Here is an 18,214-nt window from a genome sequence, read left to right as displayed (position 1 = left end):
GCTGGAATTAAGGCGAAAACGTACCTTTTTCGGGGTGAAAAATCAATGAAATGGAGCCGGTGTTCTCCCTCTCCCTGTGGGAGAGGGCCGGGGTGAGGGCATCAGGCCGCAGCGCCACCCGGCAACAAAGGCGGCTACATTATTGTTAGCGGGAGGCATCAATTATTATCCCGAGCGGCGACAGACTGAATTTTCCAGATCCCATCTTCTTTAACCATGCAATCAATGACTGTGTGCTGGGTCTTTTTGCCAAACGTGATATTCACGTTTACACAGACCGGGTCTGAATCATACGAATCAATAGCCACATTCTCAGCCCAGTCCTCGCCGATATATTGCGATTTCATAAAAAAATCAGCCTCGTAAAATTCAGCGTCGGCATAACGGGGATCGACTGCATGACGTAATTTTTTCATGGTGCTGGCCGTAACGAACTTATCGATTTCATTTCCCTGTTGGATGGGATAACGATCATTGTTCACTTGTTTGACGTACCAGCGATTGAATTCAAGGGCGCGCTGCATCGGTATCTGAAAATCTTCGGCCCCCAATGCTGCTGTGCTGAATAATAAAATTAAGATGAGCTTATTCATATTAATAATGCCTGTATAAGGTGACGACTGGCTGGAGTTGGCGATACGTTGGCCCCGGGTACATTGTTCTCTGTTTAAAATCTGAATACCAGGTTCCAGCGCCATCGTAAATACAGACATGACCGTACTGATTCGGGCCGGGCAAGGCATCAATCACCGCGATATCCCCCTCTATGGGAGTGCCATAGACTTTTGAGAACCCTGCTTTTTCAAGAGAACGCCAGAAGTCCTTAGCGTTTGCCCCTTCGATTTTAAGCCCTCCGGCTCGAATGGCGGCGGCGATTGCGCGAGCGCTATAGTGTCCAGTATGGGTTAGTGCGTGGCTACGGGCGTATGACACAGCTTCATGTTTATTCCATGACATAAACAATCCTTATTAACGAAATGCAGTAATAAGGAAACATTACACCGAATATATACAATGTTTTGTAATTGATAATGGCCTGATATTAACCATTATCTACTCAGTAAATAATGGTTAATAAAAACATAAATTCTTGTTATGGTTAATGCCTATCTGAGAAAGCGGCAGTAAAATGAATTTTTCTGCCTGACGATAACGCTGTTGTCGTTTTTAGGGTTTTCTCCCTCTCCCTGTGGGAGAGGGCCGGGGTGAGGGCACCAGACCGCAGAGGACACAATCACTCCCCAAGCGTCGCCACCATCACCGCCTTAATCGTATGCATCCGGTTTTCTGCCTGGTCGAACACGATGCTCGCCGCCGACTCAAACACCTCGTCCGTTACTTCCATCCCGCCGTGCAGATCGAACTCCGTCGCCATCTGCTTGCCGAGCGTAGTCTGGTCGTCATGGAACGCGGGCAGACAGTGCAGGAACTTCACGTCCGGGTTGCCGGTCAGCGCCATCATCTGCGCGTTCACCTGATACCCACGCAGCAGCGCAATCCGCTCCGCCCACTTCTCTTTGGCTTCGCCCATCGACACCCACACGTCGGTATAGATAAAGTCTGCGCCCTTCACGCCCGCCGCCACTTCTTCCGTCAGGGTAATTTTCCCGCCGTGTTTCTCCGCCAGCGCGCTGCACTCCGCTACCAGGCTCTCTTCCGGCCAGCAGGCCTTCGGGGCCACCAGGCGCAGATCCAGCCCGGTCAGCGCCGCCGCTTCCAGCATCGAGTTGCCCATGTTGTTGCGCGCGTCGCCCGCGTAAACCAGCGTCATCTCGTTAAACGCCTTGCCCGGCAGGTGCTCCTGCATGGTCAGCAGGTCCGCCAGCAGTTGGGTTGGATGGAACTCGTTGGTCAGCCCGTTCCACACCGGCACGCCCGCATACTGCGCCAGCGTTTCGACGACTTCCTGGCCGTGGCCGCGATACTGAATGCCGTCGTACATCCGCCCGAGCACGCGCGCGGTGTCCTTAATTGATTCTTTATGCCCAATCTGGCTGCCGCTCGGCCCTAAATAGGTAACGCGCGCACCCTGGTCAAATGCGGCAACTTCGAAAGAGCAACGGGTACGGGTCGAGTCTTTTTCGAAGATGAGCGCGATGTTTTTACCGGTAAGTTTCTGTACTTCCTTGCCATTTTTCTTATCGGCTTTGAGCTGTGCGGCAAGGGTCAGCAGAGAAGTGAACTGTGCAGGGGTAAAGTCGAGCAATTTCAGAAAGTGTTTCTTGTACAGATCAGACATTTTATCCTCACATGGCGAACGCCACTTATTGAATTAAAATTCACTTTATATGTGTAATTATTCATTTGCAACCCCGTTTCACAAATCTTTCCAACAAAGGTGGAGGCAAACCCGTCCGTGTGTGAAAATAGAAGTATCTGCCGCACTTTAAAGAGGATTGAGCCATGGCAAACCCGGAATTACTGGAAGAGCAACGCGAAGAGACGCGTCTGATTATTGAAGAGCTGCTGGAAGACGGTAGCGATCCGGACGCGCTGTACACCATCGAGCACCATTTCTCTGCGGATGATTTCGACGCGCTGGAAAAAATGGCCGTGGAAGCCTTCAAGCTGGGTTACGAAGTGACCGAGCCGGAAGAGCTGGAAGTGGAAGAGGGCGACACCGTCATCTGCTGCGACATCCTGAGCGAAGGCGCGCTGAAGGCGGAGCTGATCGACGCGCAGGTCGAACAGCTGATGAACCTGGCCGAGAAGTTTGACGTGGAATACGACGGCTGGGGAACCTACTTCGAAGATCCGAACGGTGAAGACGGCGAAGAAGGCGACGACGAAGATTACGTCGACGAAGACGACGACGGCGTGCGTCACTAAGCGTTTCAGGCGGTGGCGCGCGCCGCCGCTTTTTCAAGGCAGAACCATGGATTACCCGCAGATACTCGCCCCCGTACTCAACTTCCTCCAGTGCCCGACCCCGCAAGCATGGATTGATAAAGCCCGCGACCCGTCGAACCTGCCGCTGCTGCTCACCGATCACATGGTGTGCGAGCTCAAGGCCGCCCAGACCGCGCTGCTGCTGGTGCGTAAATACGTCGCCGATGAAAGCGGTGCCGACGCGCTGCTCGACTGGCTCAAACCCTACGAACAGTTCACCTTCCGCGACGGCCCGGAGCCGGACTTTATCGCCCTGCACAGGCAGATTGGCAAAAGCGTGATGCCCAAAACCGACGACCCGTGGGGCCAGGCGCTCATCGACAGCATGGTGCTGCTGATTAAAGAGGAGCTGCACCACTTCTGGCAGGTGCGCGAGGCGATGCTGGCGCGCGACATTCCGTACGTCAAAATCAGCGCCAGCCGCTACGCCAAAGGGATGCTGAAGGAAGTGCGCACCCACGAACCGCTGACGCTGATCGACAAGCTCATCTGCGGCGCCTACATCGAAGCCCGCTCCTGCGAACGTTTCGCCGCGCTGGCCCCGTTCCTCGACGACGACCTGCAGAAGTTCTATCTCTCGCTGCTGCGCTCGGAAGCGCGCCACTATCAGGACTACCTGACGCTGGCCCGGCAGGTGAGCGACGACGATATCTCACCGCGTATAAAGCTTTTTGGCGAAATTGAAGCCACACTTATCTCGACACCGGACAACGAGTTTCGCTTCCACAGCGGCGTGCCGGTGTAAACCGGCATAGCGAAAGGATAAGGATGCGAGATGAATAAAACGTGGACCCGTATTGTGATTGTCGTCGTTGCGGCCGCCGCCGTGGCGTTCTGGGTATTCTTCGATAAGCAGCGTGCTCCGGAACACCAGATTGATACCACCCTCAACGCGATGCCCGCCTGGCAGGTGATTAAGGAGCAGGAGCCCGCGCTGCATCAGCGCATCCTCGACCAGATGGCCGCCCTGCAAAAAGCGGGCGAGCCAGAGCAGCAGATTATCGACACCATCCAGCCGCAGATCCTGCATCTGCAGATGTCGCGCCTGCAGAACGCCCCGGACGCCAACGTGGTGAACTACATGACCATCAACATGGAGCAGACCGCCGCCATCCAGAAGGTGAGCGACGACGCCTGCTTCCGCTTCCTCTACCCGATGGTGAAGGGCGGCGTGAACCCGATGCGCATGCTGGATAAAGACCTGATGACGCGGCGCATGCAGGCCGACGCCGATATGATGCGCGCGGCCTACGGCAAAAACCGCCACACCGTGACCCCGGCCGAACGCGAGGCGGCTGTCGAAGACGTGCGGCCGATTATGAAGCAACTAGCCGATAAGTACGGCGAGGACATCCAGCTGCTGCAGATGCCGGAAAAGGCGGCGGGCAAAGAGAAGCTCTCCTGCGATATGGTGCAGGAGATGTGGGCGAAGGTGCTGGCGCTGCCGGAGCAGAAGGCGGCGAGGGTGATTCGGCTGGCGGTGTCTGAGCTGGAGTGACAAAGGGCGCTGGTTTTTTGGGCACTTAGCGTGGGTTTCGCGCGTCGTCGCTTGCATGGCGGCGCGCGACAGGTATAATCCACAACGTTTCCGCATCCCCTTCAGTGCCGAAGTGGCGAAATCGGTAGACGCAGTTGATTCAAAATCAACCGTAGAAATACGTGCCGGTTCGAGTCCGGCCTTCGGCACCATCGGAACATCAATAGACGTCAATGGACGTCTTTTTTTGTGCCTGAAATCCGCGCCACGCAAGGCTTTCCACGATTTTCCCTTCAACAGAAGTCAATCTGAGTCAACCCACATCAAGTCGCTTGTGAGTATAGAACCGAGTATATATGCTGGTTCGATAATGCTTATATACTCACGGCAGCATATGGAAGGAATACCATCATGGCCCTGACTGATACCAAGGTGCGTTCGGCAAAACCTGAAGCAAAGGAATACTCGCTTGTAGATGGCGATGGCATGTTTTTGCTGATACACCCTAACGGCTCCAAATACTGGCGCTTCCGTTTCCGCTTCGGTGGTAAGCAACATCTGATGGCTTTTGGAGTGTATCCTGAAACGTCATTAGCTGATGCTCGTCAAAAGAGGGAAGAGGCCAGAAAGCTTGTTGCTGCAGGAATCGATCCTCGCGAGCATAAGCGTGCAGTAAAAGAAGAACAGGCTAAAGAGGTTATTACTTTCGAGTCTGTTGCCAGAGATTGGCACGCAAGCAATCAAAAGTGGTCTAAGTCGCACAGTGCTCGGGTTCTTAAAAGTCTGGAAGATAATCTGTTCGATGCGATTGGTAAGCGGAATATCGCTGAGTTAAAAACCAGAGATTTACTTATTCCCATCAAAGCAGTAGAGATGTCTGGACGTCTTGAGGTGGCAGCGCGTCTGCAACAACGAACAACATCAATTATGCGATTTGCTGTGCAAAGCGGTTTAATCGACTACAACCCCGCGCAAGAGCTCGCTGGAGCGATTGCCACCGCTAAACGACAGCATCGTGCTTCGCTGGATTTTGATCGTATTCCAGAACTACTTCATCGAATTGATTCTTACACAGGCAGACCACTAACACGTTTAGCTGTGGAGTTGACGTTGTTGGTCTTTATTCGGTCTAGTGAACTACGATTTGCTCGTTGGTCGGAAGTTGATTTTGAAACTGCGATGTGGACGATTCCAGGGGAACGTGAACCACTTGAAGGTGTTAAGCATTCACACCGAGGATCAAAGATGAGGACTCCTCATCTTGTTCCTTTATCTCATCAAGCACTCGCTATTCTGGGAAAGATCAAAAGATTGAGTGGAAACCGTGAACTTATCTTCGTTGGTGATCACGACTCGCGCAAGCCGATGAGTGAGAACACAGTGAATAAAGCACTTCGAGTGATGGGCTACGATACGAAGGTTGAAGTATGTGGGCACGGTTTTAGAGCCATGGCTTGCAGTACATTAGTTGAGTCGGGGTTGTGGTCGAGGGATGCGGTAGAGCGACAGATGAGTCATCAGGAGCGTAACTCTGTGCGTGCGGCTTATATTCATAAAGCCGAGCATCTGGGAGAGCGAAAACTGATGATTCAGTGGTGGGCGGATTATCTGGATGAGAATCGTAAAGCAGTCGTATCTCCATTCGAATACGCAAAAATCAACAATCCATTGAGGTAAGAATAATAGCACCAAGATACGCCGCAGCGGATACTGCGGCGGTTATTCATTCTAAGATGGCTTCTAACATAATGATTTCATTAATATCGTGAAAATCATTACCAGCTAATTACTATTCGGCATTCCAGTTTCCGAAATATCGCTTCAATTTCTCAATGGTATGACGCCACCTCGGTGCTGTTGGCCTGCACACCGTGTTTTGATTACCGAAGAAGCCAACTTCGCTCACTGCTTCTTGTTCGCTGCGGGTTTCAAGCCATTTTATTGAGACAAAATATTCTGATTTATCGGGATCATCGGCGTTGTCGCGATACCAATCGCCAAATTTGAGCGCGTCCATTGCGAGCTTTTCGCCATCGTCAGTGTTAACCATAAAGCTGCTGGCTGGCTCAACGGCACTTTGCACCAGACCCACGCCTACATAACCTGTTTTAGGTATGTTGACCCAGACGCGGTCACCGGGTTGCAGCTGCTTTAATGTTTGGCTGTACCAGCTTCCGCCACCTGCACTGATAAAACCGTAGCGACGAGCCTCTTCCCAAACGCGGCTGTGTGGGTCGCCAAACGAGACGTAAAACTCACCGTTCCAGGGCTCTTTAGTGCTGCCGTTGACGTTTGTAATTGCCTGTGCGGCATTAGTTTGCGTTTCGCTTGGATCGATAAGCCAGGCGCGGCTTAAGAATTGGTCGCCACCGTGCTGAAACACTTTGAAGAACAAGACGTTAATCGAGATGCCATTTTTGCTTAGATAGTCGACGATGCGCTCGGTGGAAGGATCCAGTTCAGCTGCCACAATGATGATTTGGTGTGACTGGTTGAGCGACTCTTCCTCCAGCTCAGTGTTGAAGCGTTGTCTGAACGCATCACCCAGATTACCGCCTTTGGAAAATTTCTCGTAAATCTGCGACAGACGATCGGCGGTTAAGTCATCGACCCAGGAGGCGTAATCCAGCGCCTGTGCGACCACTTCACGTGGCGTGCGGTCTCGCTTAAGCTCAATCAGGATCAGAGAGGCATCCGGCGCAATCGCCAGCAGGTCGATACGTCCTTTATCGAACGTATATTCCTGATGCCCGATGATCATCCACTGGTCAGAAAGGATAGTAGGGTCGTTTAAAATCATCTTCTCCAGCAGTTGCTCGCTGGCTAGTTTGCTGATAGTGAGCGGCTGAGGATGCTCCCCTATCCGCCAGATAGCATGATGAACCGGCATCGTCTGTTCCTTAGCTTAGGGCTGCATCTGTGAGAGCGTCTGCAAGATGGAGTTGCAACTGCTGGGCAGATTGCAGACGGGATTTGAGGGTGTCGCAAACATTCAGAAGTGATATGTACTGATCTAAAATTCTATTTGTCTCACTAATTGGAGGTAATGCAATAAAACATCCACGAAGCTGAGTTTTATTTATTGACGCCAAGTTTGTTGTTTGCTTGCTAGCGCCCGCGAAATAATCTCGTGATACAGACGAATTCATAAATGTCTCAAGCCATTTAACGTTCAACTCATTAACGAGTGGTCTAGCCTTAAAAACATGATTTTGGTTAGCTACATAAAATGTAGCATCAGTCCAAACAGCAGTTCTGCCAACGGTATCCCAATCACCGCCTTCTGTTATTAATAAGTCACCTTTTTGAACATGATATTTATCTTTTTCCTCAACGGGAATTTCAATGCTTTTAATATCTGATAGTTGAAGATAACCTCTTTGTACATTTGCTACGCGGAGATATGGGACTGATATAAGCGTTCGCCCTGCAAGATTTCTACCCTTGGTTATTCCACTTTGAATATCTACAACATCTTCAAATCGACACCACTCCCACCCAACCGGCAATGCAAAAGGTTTTTCTTCATCACTCACTGGCGGCAAAGGTTTTTGCTTTTTAATTTTGCCTTCTTTTACCAGTTGTACTTTTTCTTGCTCAATACGTTTAAGCAGCTCAGAAGCAGGCTCGTCGCTTGGATCTTGCGGCACCAGTTTTCCCATCACGGCCAGTTGCAGAATGGTTTGCTTAAGCGCATCAATACTCGCTTCGGTGGTAAATAGCGTATCGAAATGCTGGCTGATTCGCGCCCAGTTTTCGGCGAGTTCTTCGGCATTTTGGCTATCGGTCAGCATTGTCAGCAGGGTTTCCACCAGTTGCTGATGGGCATCCAGATTGCTTAGAGATCGCTGTTCCAGTTGGTCACAGAGGGACATGAGTTCATTAACTTTAGATACGATTCGTAACTGTTCCTCTGCTGGAGGAATAGCAATAACGCCAGTAAAAAACTGTTTATCATTGATCGCAGGGTAAGCAATTCCTGTCTGACAGCTTTCTACATAGCTAACAAATATAGGTGAACGAAGATAGTGATAGATAAATGTTGAAGATATTCCTTTCCAAGGATGGATTATAGCGAAAGCTGTACTGGCTATAGGTTCTGGATTATAATCTTCATCTACTACCGCGATATTCAATAAATAAGGTCGGACAGTGGAATATAACACAGTATTTCTACAAACAATTTTTCTTGCTCGAGAGGGGGCATCTTTAGGGTTTATCACCCCTGGTTCTGAAATAGTCCCTAATTCTTTATTAATAGACCCCACATCTATATATGTAAAATCATTTTCAGGAGTTTTTTGCCCCCAATCATGACCTACACGGTCCATTCTCATCCATTCCCACCCCTCTGGCAGCTCAAACGGTTTCTCATCCTCGCTAATCTCAGGTAGCGGCTTCTGCTTTTTAATTTTCCCCTGTTTTACCAGCTCCGCTTTCTCTGCGGCAATACGCTTTAACAACTCAGATGCTGGTTCATCATTTGGATCCTGTTGCACCAGTTTGCCGCGCACCGCCAGTTCCAGAATCAGCTCGCGCAGTTTCTTAATGCCATAGAGGTCGATTTTGCCATTGCTACCACGCCCGGCCGAAGAACGGGTTTGCAGCGCAGAAGACCAGATATCGATATGGTCGGTGATCAGCTTCTCAACGGTCATCAGTTCGCCCCCTTATTGCCTGCCAGCGCGGCACCAAGAATATCGCGCAACTGGTAACGCAGCTCGCTGATTTCCGTCTGCTGCGTCTGGTACTGCGTCAGCAGCTCATCCGGATCGTGGCTGATGGTTTCGCCTTGGTACGGGTTCTTGATATCAAGGTTGAAGTTGCGGGTGATGATGTCACTGATGTTGACTTTCCACGCCTGATTGTTCTCTTCACGGCTGGCAAAACCGTCGGCTTCGTTACCCCACCAGTCGATTTCAGCCTGGAACTCTTCAAACTTCATCGGCTTGGTTTTACTGTAGTTCTTCACGCCATCCGGGTACGGGTGCTCGTAGAACCAGACCTCTTTGCTTGGTTGACCTTTGGTAAAGAACAGAATGTTGGTTTTGATGCCGGTGTACGGGTTAAACACGCCGTTCGGTAACCGCACGATGGTGTGCAGGTTGCACTCTTCGGTGAGCAGCTTTTTGATTTTGGTTTTTACACCTTCACCAAACAGCGTACCGTCCGGTAACACCACCGCCGCGCGGCCTTTGTCTGCCAGCACTTCGATAATCAGTTGCAGGAACAGGTCGGCGGTTTCACGGGTCTGCATTTCTGCCGGGAAGTTCTTCTCGATCCCATCTTCTTCGGTGCCGCCAAACGGTGGGTTGGTGATAATCACGTCCAGCTGCTCGTCCCAGGAAGAGAGCGGCTTGTTGAGCGTGTTGTCGTGGCGGATTTGCACCGGTACTTCAATGCCGTGCAGCAGCATATTAGTGGTGCACAGCAGATGCGGAAGCTGTTTTTTCTCGACGCCGTGGATCTGCTGTTGCAGCGTTTTGTGGTCTTCGGTGGTTTTAACGTAATGCTCTTTCACATGGTCGAACGCGCAGGCGAGGAAGCCGCCGGTCCCGCAGGCCGGGTCCATAATCGATTCGCCTAATTTCGGATCGATGCGGTTGACCATAAAGCGCGTGACGGCACGCGGGGTATAGAACTCACCCGCATTACCGGCGCTTTGCAAGTCGCGCAGGATTTGTTCGTAGATATCGCCGAACAGGTGGCGTTCAGAGCTGCTGCTGAAGTCGATTTCGTTAAGCTTGTTGATTACCTGGCGCAGCAAGGTGCCGTTTTTCATGTAGTTATAGGCGTCGCTGAACGCCTGCTTGACCACAAAACCGCGCGGGTTTTTATCGATTGGCGCGGTGAGGTTTTTCAGCGTGGGGAACAGGTCGTCGTTCACAAATTCCAGCAACGCATCACCAGTGATGCCCTCGCTGTTCGCCGCCCAAGTACGCCATAAATAGCGCTGCGGGATTGGAGACTGATAGTCATCTTGCTCCAGTTCCAGCTCTTCTTCCTGGGTATCAAATATCTTCAGGAACAGTAGCCACGAAAGCTGCCCTAAGCGCTGGGCATCGCCGTCTACGCCTGCGTCTTTGCGCATGATGTCCTGTAGGGATTTAATGACTGAGCTAATCGACATGTTTTCTTTCCATTCTTAAAAAAGGATGCCACCGGGGGCCAAAGCGCCAGGTGGCAGAATAGGGGGTTTGGTTATCAGGCTGAGCGTGGTGGCAACTGGTAAATTTCGCTTTCCAGTTCGTTCACGGCATCTTCATAGGCCTGTTTGCTACCAAAGCTACTTTTGATGATTTCCAGCGGGCGACCGAGCGAATCGAACGGTTTAAGCTTCAACACCTGGATGTCCTCGATTTCCTGCACGCCTTCATCTGCGTACTTGTCCAGCAACGTATTTAATACGTTCTGTGCAGGCTCGGAGTATTTCGTGAAGTAGTTACGCTTACGAACGTTGTCTGCACGCTCTTTCCGCGTCAGCGGCGGCTGGCCGTAAACCACATGGCATAATAGATCGAACGGGTCGAGATCTTTGCCCACTTCTTCTGCCAGCACATCCCAAAGCACACCGAGCTGCTCCAGCTCATCAATGATGAGCTGTTTGCGGTTTGCAGAGTGCCACTTACGGATGAAGTCATCAAGCGATGCGTACTCTTTATCTCTAAGCAGCGTTTTGCGGGTGTAATCCTGGAAAGATTCAGTGACCAGTTTGCCGTCGGCATCGTAATACTGTACGCGTTTAGCCAATACTTTTACGCTGACACCGTTGACGTGAAACTTACGGACTTTGTTTTCATCGTCTTCTTCAAAAGCCCCGTTCCCTTTGCCCGAGGTTGGGTCATAGGTTGCAGGTGTCTCTGCGACCCCATTAACCAAATCAGATGGCTCCAGCTCTGGGGCTTCGTCTTCAAGTTGGTCGTCGAAATCAGAATCAGGATCGGTAATCTCTTGCGGCGTCGTGCGGATCACTTTCTCTGGTAAGCCATCAAAGCGAGGGTCGGCAAACAGTTCGGTGGCTTTTTTAAAGTCGAGAATGGTGAACCACAGCTTGCCGTATTTTTCGTTGATACGCGTGCCGCGCCCGATGATTTGCTTAAATTTGGTCATCGACTGAATGTTCTGGTCCAGCACCACCAGTTTGCAGGTCTGCGCATCCACACCGGTACTCATCAATTCCGAGGTGGTCGCTATTACCGGATAGGCTTTCTTCGGATTGATGAAGTTATCCAGCTGTCCTTTGCCGATGTCGTCGTCACCGGTGATTTTCATCACGTACTTTTCGTTCTTTTTTGCCTGCTCTGGGTTGAGGTTGACCAGCGCCCGGCGCATACGATCGGCGTGATCGATGTCGTTACAGAAAACGATGGTTTTATCCATCGGATTGGTGCGCTTGAGATAATCAGTAATGGTTTGTGCCACCAGCCAAGTGCGCTCATCAATGACCATCGTGCGATCAAAATCTTTCTGGTTATAAATACGGTCCTCGATCAGTTCACCGTGTTTATCAACCTGTCCTTTGGTTGGTCGCCAACCCTGTAAGTCAACATCGATATCCACCCGCACCACTTTATACGGTGCGAGGAAACCATCTTCAATGCCTTCTTTGAGTGAGTAAGTGTAAACCGGTTCACCAAAGTAGTCGGTGCTGGAGACTTCTTCGGTTTCTTTCGGCGTGGCTGTCAGACCAATTTGCGTGGCACTGCTGAAATATTCGAGGATTTCGCGCCAGGCGCTGTCTTCTGACGCGCTGCCGCGATGGCATTCGTCGATAACAATCAGGTCGAAGAAATCAGGGGCAACCTGTTTAAACGCTTTTTGATGTTCTTCCGGACCGGTGATGGCCTGGTAGAGTGCAAGTTGAATCTCATAAGCAGGATCAATCGTCCTGCCTGTCACTTTTGACATCGCGCTTCCAAAAGGCTGGAAGTCGTTTGTTTTGGTTTGATCAACCAGAATATTGCGGTCAGCGAGGAACAGGATGCGTTTCTTACTTTTTGCTTTCCATAAGCGCCAGATTATCTGGAAAGCGGTATAGGTTTTCCCGGTTCCGGTTGCCATCACCAGCAATACTCGGTTTTGCCCGGCAGAAACGGCTTCAACGGTTTTATTTATCGCCTGAAGTTGGTAATAACGCGGGGATTTACCTAAGCCATCATCGTAATAATCCTGGCTTATGACGGGCATCTGTTCGGCGGTAAACCCTTTCCAGATACAGTATCTATTCCACAGGTGCTCAGGAGTTGGGAAATCTTCCAGCTTGATCTCAGATTCAAGCTGAAGAGCGTTGCTGGTTTTATCGTGAAGGACAAAGCCATCGCCGTTGGAGGCAAACACAAAAGGCACGTCGAGCAGGCGAGCGTAATCCAGACCCTGCTGCATACCCTTGCCTACCTCATGCTTATTGGCTTTAGCCTCTATGACTGCAAGCGGTAATCCCGGTTTGTGGTAAAGCACAATATCCGCAGATTTCACTGTCAGGCGTGCAGCCAGCTTGCCGCGTACAACCACTTTACCATCGCGGAGTTTCACTTCCTGGCGGATCTGCGACATTACATCCCAGCCTGCGTCTTTAACCGCTGGCAGGATGTATTTTGTGATGATGTCTGTTTCAGTCAGATGAGTTTTGTTTACGCCAGCCATAGCAGAACACTCCACGATATTGGGTTAGCTCTGATTTTACACAAAATAGTGCATCAGGTAATGACCTGAAACGACGTTTTGGGAGGCTATTGGTAAAATCATTGTTCGGCAGGAAAAACTCCGCGGTTTCAGTTCATTTCTTGGATAGCATGATCTGATCCTATGATTAACATATTGTGATGTTGACAGTATTAGACCTGCTTCTAACCGTTGCTATGGTGAAAAGTTTGCAATGTCCTTTGTTGGCTCGAACTAGCCAGGCTTACGGTCCCTAAGAGACGCCATGAGAGAACTGCGTGAGTTCATAATGTTCTGTAAGTGTATGGAAGAATTATTGATGTTGTCTTATTTTAGTCAACATGATGCAGATGGCTAATGGCTTTAAGTAGATATCATTGAAACAAGTAATTTAATGACATATGTAAGCTAAGGGGTTAGATGAAAAAGGTTTCGATTACTCAGGAAGAAATTAATCAAGGCGAGGGTAATTTTCACGATTACATGAGCTACGTGAGAGATCGCTTGTCCGCCAAGTTTGTTGAACCAAGTTATTCACTTTTTGCTGCAGCACACCTTATTTCTGCAGATGGATACAAAATAGTTTTAGGGTCTAATCCGGATGATGCTGGGCTATCAGTGACAAATTGGTTGGCAAATTTTTATGGAGATAGGCAGCATATTTCCTATTGTTTTCCTCCTATTGCCTATCAAATCAATGGGATTTTATATTGTGTCAGAATGCCTATTGAAAGAATAAAAGAAATTCCTTTACTGGAGGCCGTGGTCGGTCTGACTGAAGAAGCTGTAATGAGAATTACCAGTAGTAAACTAGAAAAACTTCAGGCTGACTATAACGAATTTTATACGATGTTCTATGACATTAGCCGTTTTGATGTCACTACTATAATTCATTTAGAATCAGCTGCAGATCGGCTACTCGCAGGAGCTGCCCATTATGCGCTTTCCCGATGGGAAAGCCTTCACTTCATCGAACGTGCAATGAAAGAGGTTTTGGAACAGAAAGGTGTAAGGTTGTCGGGTAGTAACGGTCATGACATTAGTGGCGCACTTCATCGTGAGTGGATTAAGGCTGGATTTCCTGCTCTCCCTATTGAATTACTTCAGAAGGTTATGTGCACTCCCGCTATTCGGTATCAGAGAACTCCGTATCCCTTTATTGCTTCTGTTGCTGCTCACCATGCTTCGATTCGCTTGGCCGCGATTATAGCAAGGGAAATACCTCAAGAGCCTAAATTAAAAGATAAAATGATTATTAACAGCTCAGTCTTGTTTCGTGAGGGGGCATTGGCTATCGCTCGCTTATATAAATCGATGGATCCTACATCAGAAACATGGGAACCCGTAAGGCTAATATCTCCCTCTTGATTAAATCAAAACAAATCATCATGTTCAATGTGGTTAAGCTTAGGAACTGTGTTTTTCTCTCTGGTCGAATATTAATTTTGAAAAGTGGCTCTGGAAGATACTTGCTGAAGTGATGAAGATGAAACGACCAAGCATCGTTCCGATGTCGGATCAGGTTGTCGAGCATCTTGAGTCATTTAAGCCTATTACCTGGCCATACCCGCTGGTGTTCGTCGGACGGAATGATCGAACGAAGCCGATCTCAAAGGAAAGCGTTAATCAGGTGATTGAGTTGTTGGGATATAAAGGAAGACTGACAGTGCAAGTTTTCCGCCACACGATGAGCACCATCCTGTACGAAGAAGGCTTTACTCAGCGTGGGTTGAAACGCAGCTTGCGCATGTGGATAAGAACGCGATAAGTGGGACATATAACCATGCGCAGTATCTGGAGGGGGGAGAGAGATGATGCAGTGGTATGGTGATTATATCTATGAGCTAGCTAGGTGTAGTAGCGAAATATATGCAGCAGGTAATTACAAGATTGCATGAAATAACATAAATTAATTTCAATAAGGATTTCCTTTAAAAATAAAACTTAACAAGTAACCAAGAAGGTTTTTTAAAAGATAGTCGATCTAATATTGCTCAGCATTTCATATTAAAATTCAAAGTCAAAAGTATCATTTTGGTAATCTATTGATTTTCAATAGAAAACCTAAAATCGTTTACCTGTGTTTTTATACATGATAGACTTGCTAGAGAGGTGGGCACATATGAATGAACTTGATTTTAAAATACCTTTAACTACTTATTTTGGGGAAGATAAATCTGCAGCCCTAAATTTTGAATTTCCGTTTGATTTCAATAGACGTAGATGCGATCTACTTGTTTCGACATGCGATTCACTTATAGGAGTCGAAATAAAAAGTGATTTAGACAATCTTGATAGATTAGAGGATCAACTGAATTCGTATTATAAATGTTTCAATCAAATTTATGTTGCATGTGGTACGAAACATTATCAGAAAATTAGACAGATGAAAGGACGATTCGGAATTATACTCATCTCTGATGGTACATTAACAGTTAAGAGAAAAGCTAAAATAATAAAATCTTTAGCATTGATGCCCATTTTAGATATGTGTGATAAAATATCTTTAGAAAAGTTAAGCAATTTAAAATATCAGAATAAATCTGATTTAATCATGTCTATAATCAATAATTTTAGTAAGGAGGAGATTTATAGAATTTATCACTTATCTATTCACGAAAAGGTATCGCGAGTATATAATGCATTTCTTTCAGAAAAAGGAGATGTAATAACCAGCGAAGATATCACTCTCCTGAGCCTGAAATCAATGAATCTAGGTGCATTTTAATTATTTTTCACAAGTTTTGCCATCCTAGAAATATGGATGTTAGAACGAACAGAAATCCAATATGACGGATTGAGTCCACCTGCTTTTGTTAAACTGGCTTGTGTGATCTCATTTTTCCCCCAGCAAACTAAGGTGTCATTTTGAAAAGCATTCAATGTGACAATATTCCTCGCACATTGATCATATCCACCAACATCACGACGAACTTTTGAAAAAAAGATAGAATCTCTTGTTGGAAAATCTATTCTAGGAATCCAGTTATAAGCTTTAACATCATTCCTAAATGGGTGAATGCATGCATAATCGCCATATAAAACATTTGGTATAGCTATTTTAGTTAGTTCCAAGTTAATATTTTCATATAATGAAAGATTACCATAGTAAACTTTATTTTCATATTGATTCTGACTTTTATCAAGGTATTCAGTTATATTTCCGGGATAATGCTCAGAGCAAAATATATATTTCCCGGTGTAGAATCCATTTATTTTTTGGAAAAAATAAGAAATAAACGCAACAATGTATTCGAATGGTTTTTGTTCGATTTTTTCCTTAATATATGATGCATCAAAGATGATACTGTGAATGAGATATGGTTTCTGCTGAACCAATTGCAATAACGTATTAAATAAAGAACTTAATCCTTGTTCGAAGATTGGTATACGGATAACTACATGGCGAGTATGCTTACACAAATTTTCAGCCTGAACAATCAATTCATTAATATTGGAGTCAGGATAAGCAAGCAATACAGGCAAAACACCCGGCATTTTGCCTTTTACATACTCTATAAAAGAGCACCAGTTTTCAAAGTAATTACTATCATCATAAAAACTTTCAATTTGTTCATTAGAAAGAGAGTCAATTGTCGTTAGATCAAGAATCAATTCTTCCGATTTAATTACTTGACACAACTCGTCTATTTTCTTGTAGACGCTAGCATCCTGGTTGTTTTTGCCTTTCCTCGACTTTGTAAGCTCAATGATTGGTGTCATACTCTGCCAAGTATTTTGATCAAGATTCTTTAAAGCTCTAATTTCAGCAATAGTGGTTTTTATAATAGGATAATATTTAATATTCATATAACTTCCTCTGTAAAGTCTCCACTCTTATTTTTGCAGCAAGGACAGAGACATCAAAGTAACCAGAAATTATTTCTGCATTAGCCCCTTTCATTTTAATAAACTCTAAGAGTATCTTTTTAGGCATTAGCAAAGCTCCAGCAAAATTGTTAGCTTCGTATTCCATTGAGTCCATCTGCGAACTACGATATAAAGCCTTATCAATAAACTCTATGGCTCTATTTCTATGTAAAAAATAATGGCCAAGCTCATGAGCCAAAGTAAAACGTTGCCTTTTTTGATGATGTAAAGAATTAACTGATATAACCCATTTTCCATTGTCATTCTTTTGAAGTTGGCCAGAAATATCATCAGCCATCACAACACGTCTTAACTCAATTCCAATTTTATTTATAAAATCATCAAGATCAAATGGTGTTGGTTTAACATTAAGTGTAATGGCATAATCAAGTACGTCTTGTGGATTATTTAAATCCATCATATCCACAGGCAAAAAGGCAGAGGTACTGCTTACTTTTCTTTTAAGGATTGCCATCGTTAACATCCTCTTTCTCACTAGTTACTATCTGCCCTTTATCTTGCAAAGTATCTATCATATTCTTAAAATAGTCATCGGTATTAACCTCTGACTCATCATCAGGAGCTAGCTTATTTTTTAGCTTATAAAAATCCATCTTAAGTAATTTAATCTCATGCCTGAGCTGGATAACAGTATCATTATCTTCATTTTTAGTTATCCCTGATAATTGTTCTCCTTCTTCTGCAAAGATATCAGAAACTTTAGATTTTACATCGCTGTCAAAACCTTTATCATTTGCAAAAAAATATCTAACTTTTTCAGCTATAGTGATATCAAATTTGTCATCCGCATTGATTTTTATCACCAATACAGCAAAAAATGCAGAGAACGTGCAAAAAAATATTAATATTGTTATTGTGTATGAATAAAAACTACCAATTTGAGAAAGCAAATCATTGGTACTTAATATATAATTTTTACTCATCAAATGAGCTAATTCCTTAGTTTCCTTAGCAGTCATATCCGAAACAGAACTAGCTGAAACATACCAACTAAAGGTATTAACAAATTCTTTGACAGGACCTTTAAAGAAATAAAAAAACAGAAAAGAAACAAACCCAACAAGTAAAACAAATAAGCATAATTGCAGAAACAACTTCAATACAGGTCGGAAAAAACTATCATAAACTCCTTTTTTCTTTGTATCTTCGGACATAATCAATCCTAATCGGAACTAAGAATCCTGTGTTTAAGTACAGTGTATCTCAAGTTGATATAGAAAGTTAATGATTTTGTTAAGTTGTCGCCATCGTACCGATACGATAGAGGTACGACTTCAGTTTATCAACGCCAATGTA

At 46.4% G+C, this 18,214-nt stretch carries 17 protein-coding genes, 1 tRNA gene and 1 pseudogene; 8 read left to right on the top strand and 11 right to left on the bottom strand.

Translation table 11 applies throughout. The annotated features are described in order from the left end of the window. Positions 1-158: 158 nt before the first annotated feature. The 4 genes from AC0TNG_RS14805 to argL form a co-directional block, all read right to left on the bottom strand. Positions 159-593: a DUF3828 domain-containing protein gene (locus AC0TNG_RS14805; RefSeq protein ID WP_248165868.1), complete on the bottom strand. Its 435-nt coding sequence runs from the start codon at positions 591-593 to the stop codon at positions 159-161. A 1-nt stretch (position 594) separates the two neighbouring features. Next, positions 595-957 (bottom strand): CHAP domain-containing protein, encoded by a 363-nt coding sequence (locus AC0TNG_RS14800; RefSeq protein WP_473712582.1) that lies wholly within the window; start codon positions 955-957, stop codon positions 595-597. A gap of 277 nt (positions 958-1,234) precedes the next feature. Next, positions 1,235-2,239, bottom strand: a complete 1,005-nt coding sequence (gene argF / locus AC0TNG_RS14795; RefSeq protein ID WP_417927923.1) for an ornithine carbamoyltransferase — start codon at positions 2,237-2,239, stop codon at positions 1,235-1,237. Further along, the gene (gene argL, locus AC0TNG_RS14790) at positions 2,209-2,304 is read right to left on the bottom strand and encodes a putative translational regulatory protein ArgL (RefSeq protein ID WP_213014347.1); all 96 of its coding nucleotides are present in this window, start codon (positions 2,302-2,304) and stop codon (positions 2,209-2,211) included. The genes argF and argL overlap by 31 nt, the downstream gene beginning before the upstream one ends. Positions 2,305-2,403: 99 nt before the next feature. On the opposite strand from argL, the gene rraB reads away from it, so the two are divergent. From rraB to AC0TNG_RS14765, 5 genes are all read left to right on the top strand, one after another. Beyond that, a complete protein-coding gene (gene rraB, locus AC0TNG_RS14785) occupies positions 2,404-2,829 on the top strand; it encodes a ribonuclease E inhibitor RraB (protein ID WP_008501374.1) in 426 nt (141 codons plus the stop codon). A 46-nt stretch (positions 2,830-2,875) separates the two neighbouring features. Beyond that, positions 2,876-3,634: a tRNA isopentenyl-2-thiomethyl-A-37 hydroxylase MiaE gene (gene miaE, locus AC0TNG_RS14780; RefSeq protein WP_473712583.1), complete on the top strand. Its 759-nt coding sequence runs from the start codon at positions 2,876-2,878 to the stop codon at positions 3,632-3,634. Between the two features lie 30 nt (positions 3,635-3,664). Beyond that, positions 3,665-4,387: a hypothetical protein gene (locus tag AC0TNG_RS14775; RefSeq protein WP_060579855.1), complete on the top strand. Its 723-nt coding sequence runs from the start codon at positions 3,665-3,667 to the stop codon at positions 4,385-4,387. 106 nt (positions 4,388-4,493) lie between these two features. Next, a tRNA-Leu gene (locus AC0TNG_RS14770) sits at positions 4,494-4,578 on the top strand. A 199-nt stretch (positions 4,579-4,777) separates the two neighbouring features. Next, positions 4,778-6,043 (top strand): tyrosine-type recombinase/integrase, encoded by a 1,266-nt coding sequence (locus AC0TNG_RS14765; protein WP_473712584.1) that lies wholly within the window; start codon positions 4,778-4,780, stop codon positions 6,041-6,043. Between the two features lie 112 nt (positions 6,044-6,155). Here the strand turns inward: AC0TNG_RS14765 and AC0TNG_RS14760 are convergent, their stop codons facing one another. The 4 genes from AC0TNG_RS14760 to hsdR all read right to left on the bottom strand — a co-directional run bounded on the left by AC0TNG_RS14760 (position 6,156) and on the right by hsdR (position 13,009). Then, positions 6,156-7,256 carry a PDDEXK family nuclease gene (locus AC0TNG_RS14760; protein ID WP_023305342.1) on the bottom strand — a complete coding sequence of 367 codons (1,101 nt, stop codon included), beginning with the start codon at positions 7,254-7,256 and terminating at the stop codon, positions 6,156-6,158. A gap of 10 nt (positions 7,257-7,266) precedes the next feature. Then, positions 7,267-9,024, bottom strand: a complete 1,758-nt coding sequence (locus AC0TNG_RS14755) for a restriction endonuclease subunit S (protein WP_473712585.1) — start codon at positions 9,022-9,024, stop codon at positions 7,267-7,269. Continuing rightward, positions 9,024-10,496 carry an N-6 DNA methylase gene (locus AC0TNG_RS14750; protein WP_473712586.1) on the bottom strand — a complete coding sequence of 491 codons (1,473 nt, stop codon included), beginning with the start codon at positions 10,494-10,496 and terminating at the stop codon, positions 9,024-9,026. Before AC0TNG_RS14750 ends, AC0TNG_RS14755 begins: the two co-directional genes overlap by 1 nt. A 74-nt stretch (positions 10,497-10,570) precedes the next feature. After that, a complete protein-coding gene (gene hsdR, locus AC0TNG_RS14745) occupies positions 10,571-13,009 on the bottom strand; it encodes an EcoAI/FtnUII family type I restriction enzme subunit R (RefSeq protein ID WP_473712587.1) in 2,439 nt (812 codons plus the stop codon). 438 nt (positions 13,010-13,447) lie between these two features. Here hsdR and AC0TNG_RS14740 point away from each other — a divergent pair, with 438 nt between their 5' ends. The 3 genes and pseudogenes from AC0TNG_RS14740 to AC0TNG_RS14730 all read left to right on the top strand — a co-directional run bounded on the left by AC0TNG_RS14740 (position 13,448) and on the right by AC0TNG_RS14730 (position 15,755). Continuing rightward, a complete protein-coding gene (locus AC0TNG_RS14740; protein ID WP_023305346.1) occupies positions 13,448-14,395 on the top strand; it encodes a hypothetical protein in 948 nt (315 codons plus the stop codon). A gap of 43 nt (positions 14,396-14,438) precedes the next feature. After that, positions 14,439-14,925, top strand: a pseudogene (locus tag AC0TNG_RS14735) (tyrosine-type recombinase/integrase); the annotation flags it as partial. A 224-nt stretch (positions 14,926-15,149) separates the two neighbouring features. Continuing rightward, positions 15,150-15,755, top strand: coding sequence for a sce7726 family protein (locus tag AC0TNG_RS14730; protein ID WP_023305348.1), 606 nt, complete (start codon positions 15,150-15,152; stop codon positions 15,753-15,755). On the opposite strand, the gene AC0TNG_RS14725 is transcribed toward AC0TNG_RS14730, so the two are convergent. From AC0TNG_RS14725 to AC0TNG_RS14715, 3 genes are read right to left on the bottom strand one after another with little or no spacing between them, the layout of a single operon-like run. Further along, positions 15,752-16,837, bottom strand: a complete 1,086-nt coding sequence (locus AC0TNG_RS14725; RefSeq protein WP_126546632.1) for a beta family protein — start codon at positions 16,835-16,837, stop codon at positions 15,752-15,754. The two genes, AC0TNG_RS14730 and AC0TNG_RS14725, sit on opposite strands and share 4 nt — an antisense overlap. Then, the gene (locus AC0TNG_RS14720; protein ID WP_473712588.1) at positions 16,827-17,372 is read right to left on the bottom strand and encodes an ImmA/IrrE family metallo-endopeptidase; all 546 of its coding nucleotides are present in this window, start codon (positions 17,370-17,372) and stop codon (positions 16,827-16,829) included. The genes AC0TNG_RS14725 and AC0TNG_RS14720 overlap by 11 nt, the downstream gene beginning before the upstream one ends. After that, complete coding sequence (locus AC0TNG_RS14715) at positions 17,359-18,072, bottom strand: hypothetical protein (RefSeq protein WP_047359890.1); 714 nt, start codon at positions 18,070-18,072, stop codon at positions 17,359-17,361. Before AC0TNG_RS14715 ends, AC0TNG_RS14720 begins: the two co-directional genes overlap by 14 nt. Between the last annotated feature and the right edge of the window lie 142 nt (positions 18,073-18,214).

The sequence above is a fragment of the Enterobacter sp. PL_is514 genome (assembly GCF_055816715.1).
The sequence above is the reverse complement of the archived record's forward strand: the minus strand, read 5'-3'. Positions and strand labels throughout refer to the sequence as shown.

Excerpts from the sequence above, each read along its gene's own strand:
- AC0TNG_RS14805 (WP_248165868.1), bottom strand. The coding sequence starts at position 593 with ATGAATAAGCTCATCTTAATTTTATTATTCAGCACAGCAGCATTGGGG.
- AC0TNG_RS14800 (WP_473712582.1), bottom strand. The coding sequence starts at position 957 with ATGTCATGGAATAAACATGAAGCTGTGTCATACGCCCGTAGCCACGCA.
- argF (WP_417927923.1), bottom strand. The coding sequence starts at position 2,239 with ATGTCTGATCTGTACAAGAAACACTTTCTGAAATTGCTCGACTTTACC.
- argL (WP_213014347.1), bottom strand. The coding sequence starts at position 2,304 with ATGAATAATTACACATATAAAGTGAATTTTAATTCAATAAGTGGCGTT.
- rraB (WP_008501374.1), top strand. The coding sequence starts at position 2,404 with ATGGCAAACCCGGAATTACTGGAAGAGCAACGCGAAGAGACGCGTCTG.
- miaE (WP_473712583.1), top strand. The coding sequence starts at position 2,876 with ATGGATTACCCGCAGATACTCGCCCCCGTACTCAACTTCCTCCAGTGC.
- AC0TNG_RS14775 (WP_060579855.1), top strand. The coding sequence starts at position 3,665 with ATGAATAAAACGTGGACCCGTATTGTGATTGTCGTCGTTGCGGCCGCC.
- AC0TNG_RS14765 (WP_473712584.1), top strand. The coding sequence starts at position 4,778 with ATGGCCCTGACTGATACCAAGGTGCGTTCGGCAAAACCTGAAGCAAAG.
- AC0TNG_RS14760 (WP_023305342.1), bottom strand. The coding sequence starts at position 7,256 with ATGCCGGTTCATCATGCTATCTGGCGGATAGGGGAGCATCCTCAGCCG.
- AC0TNG_RS14755 (WP_473712585.1), bottom strand. The coding sequence starts at position 9,024 with ATGACCGTTGAGAAGCTGATCACCGACCATATCGATATCTGGTCTTCT.
- AC0TNG_RS14750 (WP_473712586.1), bottom strand. The coding sequence starts at position 10,496 with ATGTCGATTAGCTCAGTCATTAAATCCCTACAGGACATCATGCGCAAA.
- hsdR (WP_473712587.1), bottom strand. The coding sequence starts at position 13,009 with ATGGCTGGCGTAAACAAAACTCATCTGACTGAAACAGACATCATCACA.
- AC0TNG_RS14740 (WP_023305346.1), top strand. The coding sequence starts at position 13,448 with ATGAAAAAGGTTTCGATTACTCAGGAAGAAATTAATCAAGGCGAGGGT.
- AC0TNG_RS14730 (WP_023305348.1), top strand. The coding sequence starts at position 15,150 with ATGAATGAACTTGATTTTAAAATACCTTTAACTACTTATTTTGGGGAA.
- AC0TNG_RS14725 (WP_126546632.1), bottom strand. The coding sequence starts at position 16,837 with ATGAATATTAAATATTATCCTATTATAAAAACCACTATTGCTGAAATT.
- AC0TNG_RS14720 (WP_473712588.1), bottom strand. The coding sequence starts at position 17,372 with ATGGCAATCCTTAAAAGAAAAGTAAGCAGTACCTCTGCCTTTTTGCCT.
- AC0TNG_RS14715 (WP_047359890.1), bottom strand. The coding sequence starts at position 18,072 with ATGTCCGAAGATACAAAGAAAAAAGGAGTTTATGATAGTTTTTTCCGA.